General features: G+C 40.9%; 5 protein-coding genes, 3 tRNA genes and 1 pseudogene. 5 read left to right on the top strand and 4 right to left on the bottom strand.

Annotated features, from left to right (window positions below; translation table 11 throughout):
- Positions 1–89 precede the first annotated feature (89 nt).
- Positions 90–162: transfer RNA gene (locus DWX65_RS14075), tRNA-Asn, on the top strand.
- A gap of 211 nt (positions 163–373) precedes the next feature.
- Here the strand turns inward: DWX65_RS14075 and DWX65_RS15785 are convergent.
- From DWX65_RS15785 to DWX65_RS14060, 3 genes and pseudogenes are all read right to left on the bottom strand, one after another.
- A pseudogene (locus DWX65_RS15785) lies at positions 374–544 on the bottom strand (IS91 family transposase); the annotation flags it as partial.
- A 282-nt stretch (positions 545–826) separates the two neighbouring features.
- On the bottom strand, positions 827–1,621 hold the full coding sequence (locus DWX65_RS14065) for an ABC transporter permease (RefSeq protein WP_117947245.1): 795 nt from the start codon (positions 1,619–1,621) through the stop codon (positions 827–829).
- 1 nt (position 1,622) lies between these two features.
- Positions 1,623–2,516 (bottom strand): ABC transporter ATP-binding protein, encoded by an 894-nt coding sequence (locus DWX65_RS14060; RefSeq protein WP_118173682.1) that lies wholly within the window; start codon positions 2,514–2,516, stop codon positions 1,623–1,625.
- Between the two features lie 246 nt (positions 2,517–2,762).
- Between DWX65_RS14060 and DWX65_RS14055 the strand changes: the two genes are divergently transcribed.
- Together DWX65_RS14055 and DWX65_RS14050 are read left to right on the top strand one after the other, a co-directional pair.
- Positions 2,763–2,834: transfer RNA gene (locus tag DWX65_RS14055), tRNA-Glu, on the top strand.
- 69 nt (positions 2,835–2,903) lie between these two features.
- Positions 2,904–2,974 (top strand) — tRNA-Cys (locus DWX65_RS14050).
- Positions 2,975–3,111: 137 nt separating this feature from the next.
- Here DWX65_RS14050 and DWX65_RS14045 read toward each other — a convergent pair.
- On the bottom strand, positions 3,112–3,990 hold the full coding sequence (locus tag DWX65_RS14045; RefSeq protein WP_117842179.1) for a LysR family transcriptional regulator: 879 nt from the start codon (positions 3,988–3,990) through the stop codon (positions 3,112–3,114).
- A gap of 776 nt (positions 3,991–4,766) precedes the next feature.
- On the opposite strand from DWX65_RS14045, the gene DWX65_RS14040 reads away from it, so the two are divergent.
- A complete protein-coding gene (locus DWX65_RS14040; protein WP_118173681.1) occupies positions 4,767–5,333 on the top strand; it encodes a phosphoribosyltransferase family protein in 567 nt (188 codons plus the stop codon).
- Complete coding sequence (locus DWX65_RS14035; RefSeq protein ID WP_118173680.1) at positions 5,317–7,023, top strand: adenine deaminase C-terminal domain-containing protein; 1,707 nt, start codon at positions 5,317–5,319, stop codon at positions 7,021–7,023. Before DWX65_RS14040 ends, DWX65_RS14035 begins: the two co-directional genes overlap by 17 nt.
- Positions 7,024–7,044: the final 21 nt, after the last annotated feature.

The following is a 7,044-nucleotide window of genomic DNA, read 5'->3' as shown; positions in this document are numbered from 1 at the left end:
GGAAACAATCTGTATGAAGTTTTGAAGGTATGTACCTTTAACAATGACGTTACCTGATTTCAGGCGAACGTCATTCTTTAACTTAATAATCCTCGATAGCTCAGTTGGTAGAGCACGCGGCTGTTAACCGCGCTGTCGTAGGTTCGAGTCCTACTCGGGGAGCTGATTGCTCGATAGCAGATTTTGCTATCGAGTTTTTTACTTTACAGGAAATTTCTCAAATCTCAGAAATAGTATTATAATAAACTGGAAATAAAAAATGACATGACAAAAGAGCGAATGGTAAATAGTGCAGTTTTTTTGTGGTAAACTTCTAAAACCAACATAGAAGTACCACATTCGGAATAACAGAGAGGGTCGTATCCGAAAGAGAGAAGAATGGAGTGAAGTTTTCCGTTTTATTCATTTTAGAAAAAATACGAAGGACAACATCGCGGACAGAATGGAATAAGCAATCTAAGAGAGATCTGTCTTTGAGAAAATAAGCACGTAGCTCTTCCGGGATAGTGAAAACACAATGACGGTGAACACAGGCAACAAGCTTACAGGGCAAATGAAAAATGGAAATTGTCATAGGTGTAAGAAATGGCGTTAAAAAGCAGCATTAGAAGTAACGTTAAGAAATAGCACTATAAGTATCACTGAAGAATAGCGTTAAAAAATAGCACAAAAAAACGCCCACAGATAACATCATGATATGATGAACTGATTTTGCTCATGATATCATGACATATCTGCGGGAGTTTTTTATGCTGCTTAGCATCCGTAAGAAGCTGCCGGTAGCAAGTTCTTATGGTGAATAACTCATAAAGAGTTTTTCATATAGTTACACTTCATTGCGTCTTCCTACGAAGATACTGATTACATAGAACAGTACCGCATAGATAAGGAAGCAAATGAGGCAGCGTGTAATCATATTCGAAGCCATAAGGTCTGTTGCAGTTTTAACCATACAGTTATCCAGCCAGTAGTCGGCAAAATCAAAGGATTTCTTGTGGGTCAGGGTGTCTGCCAGTGAGATTATCATGGATAAAACCAGTGGACCGATGATACCGACTGCAATGGAACCGCCTGTTTTCTTAAATAGAACTGCAATCAGGAAGAAAAGGGAGGTATATGCAAAGTTACCAAGAAGCTGTAAAAGCAGGGTTATAACCAGATCTCCTGTGGTACCGGAAAGGCTTCCAACTTCCCAGAATGCAGTGCCGGCAAGGAATCCGGTAAGCCAGCAGACAATGGTATAAACCGTTGTGGCAGCTAAGGATACCATGTATTTTACCGCATAAATGCGGGTGCGGCTGTAGCCTCTTGCAATGATATTTTTTAAAGTGCCATTGGTGTAGTCGCTGCATACAAAGAGGGAAAGAAATACAGCCAGTACAATCGTAAAGTTGCTGGAAGATACTGCACCAACCAGCATATAGATGCCAGTATAAAGAAATCCATCATCAGAAGCACTTACGGTTACGCCGCCAGTTTCCATATTTCCCTGTGATAAACTGTAAATCATATTTAATGTTACTGCGGTCAGAAGAATTAATCCGATTAACACACAGCCACAGATGTAAAAGCTCTTCTGACGGAATAATTTTCGAAATTCAAATCTAAATAATTGTCCCATATTAACCACCTATCCGTTTCATAAAGTATTGTTCAAGTCCTTCTGCATGCACCCAGAAACTATTTACCGCAACGCCCTGTTGAACCAGACGTTTGTTTAATTCAGCGGCTTCCTCAAGATGTGAGGAGAGAATCACCTGATTGCCGGCAATGCGAATCTGTTCTGCCGGAATAGTTTCTGCAAAAATAGTGGCTGTTTTCTGCACATCATCTACTGTAAAAATCAGTTTGTGCTGGCAGCGTTCATTTAATTCTGCAGCAGTAACTTCTTCAATCAGCATACCGTCGTTGATAATTCCATATCTGGTAACGATTTTGGACAGCTCATCTAATAAGTGGCTGGAAATGAGAATTGTAATATTTTTCTCATGATTCAGCTTTAAAATCAAATCACGGACTTCCTTCATTCCGGCAGGGTCAAGACCGTTTACCGGCTCATCTAAGACTAAGAACTCCGGATTGCCGAGAAGTGCAATGGCAATACCAAGACGCTGGCGCATTCCAAGGGAAAATTTGCCGGCTTTTTTATTACCGGTATCAGCAAGCCCAACCAGAGAAAGGATTTCCTTAATCTCTGCATCGGTGCCACCGTAAATTAAGGAAAACTGCTTTAAGTTTTCATAGGCGGTACAGTTTTTATAAAGTCCAGGTGCTTCGATTAAAGAACCGATTTTGCGTCTGGCTTTATCGAAAGGCTCGCCGTCGAATAATTTAATTTCTCCTTTGGAAGGGAAAGCAGTACCTAAAACAAGGCGCATAAAAGTTGTTTTTCCGGCACCGTTTTTTCCAATGAATCCGTAAATATCACCTTTGTGAATGGTCATATTTACATTATTTACAGCCATCTTCTTACCGAATTGCCGGGAAAGATTCGTTGTTTGCAATATTGTTTCCATAAACATATCTCCTTCTTTATTTGTATTACTACAATAATACACTAAGACAGTAATGTCAAGAAGAAAATTTTAAAAGATGGACAGAAGGGGAAAAGAAGTGTACCCTTAAAGAGAATAATTTTGAGACAAAATTTTGAGCAAAATTACTCCAGCAAAATTATGACGAATAATTCTTAAAAAACGCTTTACATCACCACTACTCTATGGTATACTAAAACACGTTCTGACGGTCGTTGGAACGTATCTGGCTCCGTGGTCAAGCGGTTAAGACATCGCCCTTTCACGGCGGTAACACGGGTTCGATTCCCGTCGGAGTCATTACACGAACGGAATATGAGGCATAAAAAATGTGCCACTGCATATACTGGAAGTGTTACAACAGAATATGGCGACATAGCCAAGTGGTAAGGCACGGGTCTGCAACACCCTTATCACCAGTTCGAATCTGGTTGTCGCCTCTTTCAAGAGAATCTTTTATAGATTCTCTTTTTTTACGCGAGTAGCGAGAAAAATCGCATGCTTGCATGCAGATTTGACGAGCACCGCGATAACTCGAGAAACTCGCAAAGCGTGTTTCTCGTAGTTGGCGAGCACCTTAAGAAACTTCAATACCATGCACCTGCAAAAATTCCTTCGCAATCTTCGAAAGGTGCCGGTCTTTGCTGATAATAAAAGCACTCATAATATAGAGGTTTTCATCGGAAATATATTTGATGCACATATCCTTAATTTCACGTATGTCCTCTTTCGTCAGGGAGACTAAGGCTACACTTCCAAAAGAACGCGCCCATTCAATGGCAGTGGTTTTCGGAGAAGTAATCATGGAAACATTTGGCGAAAGAAGATAGTGTCCAAAAGAAGCATAAACAATATCCAGACAGTCAAAAGGAATTGCCAGCGGGTAGTTGGCAAGGTCCGGGACAGAAAGCTTTCCTTTGATTTTAGCCAGGGGATGGTCTTTTGGAAACAGTGCAACAATATCCTCTCTTTCATAGGGATAAAGTGTAAGCGCACCATGTCCGGGTGCGGCAGAGCGAATCAGCCCAATCTCTGTAATTCCATTTAAGACATTCGGAATAACAAATTCGCTTGGAATCTCATAAAAGTCATAATTTACTTTCGGGTGCTTTGCGATAAAGGCATCAAAAAATTTGTGCAGAAAATAAGGAGAGTTACCGGCTGGAATCGAAATCTTCAACAGTTCAGAGAAGCCGGCTTTCTGATTCAGCAATTCATTTCGTAAGCCCTCTTCCATCATGCAAATCTCTTTGGCACGTTTGTAAAAGATTCTTCCTGCATCCGTCAGCTCTAAAGAACGGTTTCCCCGGAGAAGAAGCTTCGCACCATAAGTTTTCTCAATATTTTTTAGCTGGTTACTCAAAGAAGGCTGTGCAATCAGAAGCTTATTGGCAGCCGCTACGATACTGCCGCAATCTACAATGGTTACAAAGTTACGGTAGGAGTCTAATGTCATAATAAAATACCTCTTTTGTTTTGTAGGAATCATTTGAAAATATAATTTATGTGGTTTGTAGGGGGGATTGTAAAAAATATAGGATTTCCAATATAGTTCCGGGTATGCAGGGAAGATTATTTTTGATATGAAATGCCGCAGTTCTAAAGCACATGTTTTTCTTTCTGTTATCAAAACAGTCTTTCCAATGTTTGACATGATAACTGCCCGGTTCGCCGAAGTACGGATGCATTTTAAGGGCTGTTAGGGGCACTTGAAATTTCGTCTGGCATCCGGCAACGCTGGCACAGGGAAGTGCCAGCGAGGCGCATATGAACATGGATGTGAATTTGCGCCGGTTGCCAGGCTTATTCAGTTATAGGTCGAAATTCTTAGTGCCCCTTGCAGACATTATTCAGCATCCGTACTCGGCGGACAGAGTAGTTATCCTCTCAAAGCAATGGAAAGACAGTTTATAATCAAGAAAAACATGTAACTAAGAACTGCAGACATTTCATATCAGATAAAATAATCTTCCTGCATAACCGGCTAATTATATTGAAGTAAATATTTTTTCAATCTTCCTCCACACAATATAATAAAAATATTATAGAAACCAAGTAAAAATAGTATTTTTATTATAAAACAATTTCTATTATAATGCAAATGTATGTAAAGCAAAGGTGCAATACGGGGACGTGTTGTACCTTTCGTGTTTTTCATAGTTACAATACATCCGAAGGAGACAAAACATTCTCCGGCGGATATATAATGATGGATAAGAGGATATAGATAAAATGGAACATTATGATTTAGAAGTATGTGGTCTGAAACGTGAACTGCCTTTTGTTAAACTGTCAGATGGAACAGCGTATGCAAGTTTTGTGGTAATCAGTGATACAGAGCTGATTGAGAAAGCAGGTAAGGAACTGGCGGCATTTGCCAATGGAGCAGAAATTATCCTGACTATTGAAGCAAAAGGAATTGCCCTGGCGTACGAGATTTCAAAGCAGCTTCATATGAAGGAATTTGTGGTAGTCCGGAAAAGCGTGAAGTCCTATGTGAAATCATTTATCCAGGATGCGGTGCATTCCATTACAACAGAAGGAAATCAGGACATTTTTCTGGATGAAACGGATGCAGAGAAGTTAAAGGGAAAGAAAGTTGCAATTGTGGATGATGTGATTTCAAAAGGAGAATCCCTGGCTGCGGCAGAGCGTCTGGTGCAGAAAGCCGGAGGAGAGGTTTGTAGCAGGCTTGCAATTCTTGCAGAGGGAAAAGCGGCAGAGCGGACAGATATCACATTTTTACAGAAACTACCATTGTTTCAGAAAGGAAAAGAATCCTATGGGCCTGTTGATTAAACATGCAGCAATTGCAGATGTGTTGGAAGATGAGATAAAAACCGGGGATATTTATATCAGAAATGGTCGTTTTGAGAAAATTGCAGAGCATATTGATGCCAGTGAAATAGAAGAAAAGGAGCATCTTACGGTAATCAATGGGGAAGGGCTTACTGCCCTGCCAGGATTAATTGACGCCCATACCCATGTGGAGCTTAGCATGTTAAGCAGTGCATCTTTTGCAGAGGCACTGATACAAAACGGAACCACAGCAGCAGTCTTAGACCCTCATGATGCAGTAAATGTCTTAGGACATAAAGGTGCAAAATATCTGATGGAAGAGATGAAGGAGACAGAGCTTACACCGGTCTGGATGGCATCTCCCTGTGTTCCGTCAGCACCGGGATATGAAGACTGTTATGGACAGGTGATGCTTTCCGATGTCAAAGTGATGGTGGAAGAATATGGCATGTATGGAATTGCAGAAGCCATGGATTATAACCGGGTCATTGCAAAGGAAGCTTCTTTAAAAGAAATCTTAGATTATGGAAAAGAAAAAGGTTTAAAAATAGACGGACATGCGCCGGGTGTATTGGGAGCTGACTTAGATACCTATATTGCAGCAGGCGTAAGCTCCGACCATGAGAGTGTAACGGTGGAGGAAATGTTAGAAAAATTCAGGAAAGGAATGTATGTCATTATCCGCCGTGGCTCCTTAAAAGAGCCCGCAAGTGCAAAAGAATTCTTAGATAAAGCAGGAGACAGCGACCATATTTTACTTTCTACCGATGGCTGTATTACAGCGAAAGATATGGCAGAGCATGGACATATGAACTATGCACTGGCGCAGATTGTGGAAGAAGGTGTGGAGCCGCTTCAGGCAATCAAGCTTGCTACGGTTTATCCGGCAGCAGCCTATGGCTTAAAGGACAGAGGTGTCATTGCAGAAGGATATCGTGCAGACATGATACTTGTGAAGAATTTAACAGACTTTAAGGTGCAGGATGTTATTGTAAACGGAGAAATTGCAAAGGCTTCTTATCCGCGAATGGATTATCCGAAAGAAGTGATCCATTCCATAAAGCGGGATGATTTAAAAGAAGGAGAACTTACGATTCCATTGCCGGAAGGCTGCATAGATGGCGAAGTAAAAGTCAATATTGTAAAAATCGTGGACGGAACCTTAGAGACAATTCACGAAGAGAGAAAGCTTCCGGTAAAGAACGGTGCACTCATTTTAGAGGATGACTTAATGTATTGTGCAGTAGTAGACCGTTACCGGAAAGATGGTTCCATCGGAATCGGCATCATCAGCCAGGCAGGAGCACTGCAGGGAGCATTTGCCGGTTCGGTAGGACAGGATACCCAGAATCTGATTGCATTTGGAACTTCTCTTTCGGATATGACGCTGGCATTTAATCAGGTCATTGCAAAACAGGGTGGTCTTTCTTATGTAAGGGATGGAGAAGAGAAACAATTTGTGGGACTTCCGGTACTTGGCATTTTAAGTCAGAAGCCAATGGATGTATTTGTAGAGGAAACAGATAGACTTTTAACTGATTTGTGGGAACATGGCTGTATTCTTAAGAATCCAATCCTCACTATGAGTCTTCAGATTTCCCTTGCTGTTATTCCGGAGATGGCAATTACCAACCGGGGATTATTGGATATTATAAATAATCGATTTATTCCAGTTTGTGAACTGGTTTAGATAAAACAAAAGAAAGGATGT

Source organism: Roseburia sp. AF20-18LB (genome assembly GCF_003461185.1).
Lineage (GTDB): Bacteria > Bacillota > Clostridia > Lachnospirales > Lachnospiraceae > Roseburia_C > Roseburia_C amylophila.
This window is presented reverse-complemented; position numbering and strand designations above follow the sequence as displayed.

What these genes read in the sequence shown, in the direction of transcription:
- DWX65_RS14065 (WP_117947245.1), bottom strand. Translation starts at nt 1,621, where the DNA reads ATGGGACAATTATTTAGATTTGAATTTCGAAAATTATTCCGTCAGAAG.
- DWX65_RS14060 (WP_118173682.1), bottom strand. Translation starts at nt 2,516, where the DNA reads ATGGAAACAATATTGCAAACAACGAATCTTTCCCGGCAATTCGGTAAG.
- DWX65_RS14045 (WP_117842179.1), bottom strand. Translation starts at nt 3,990, where the DNA reads ATGACATTAGACTCCTACCGTAACTTTGTAACCATTGTAGATTGCGGC.
- DWX65_RS14040 (WP_118173681.1), top strand. Translation starts at nt 4,767, where the DNA reads ATGGAACATTATGATTTAGAAGTATGTGGTCTGAAACGTGAACTGCCT.
- DWX65_RS14035 (WP_118173680.1), top strand. Translation starts at nt 5,317, where the DNA reads ATGGGCCTGTTGATTAAACATGCAGCAATTGCAGATGTGTTGGAAGAT.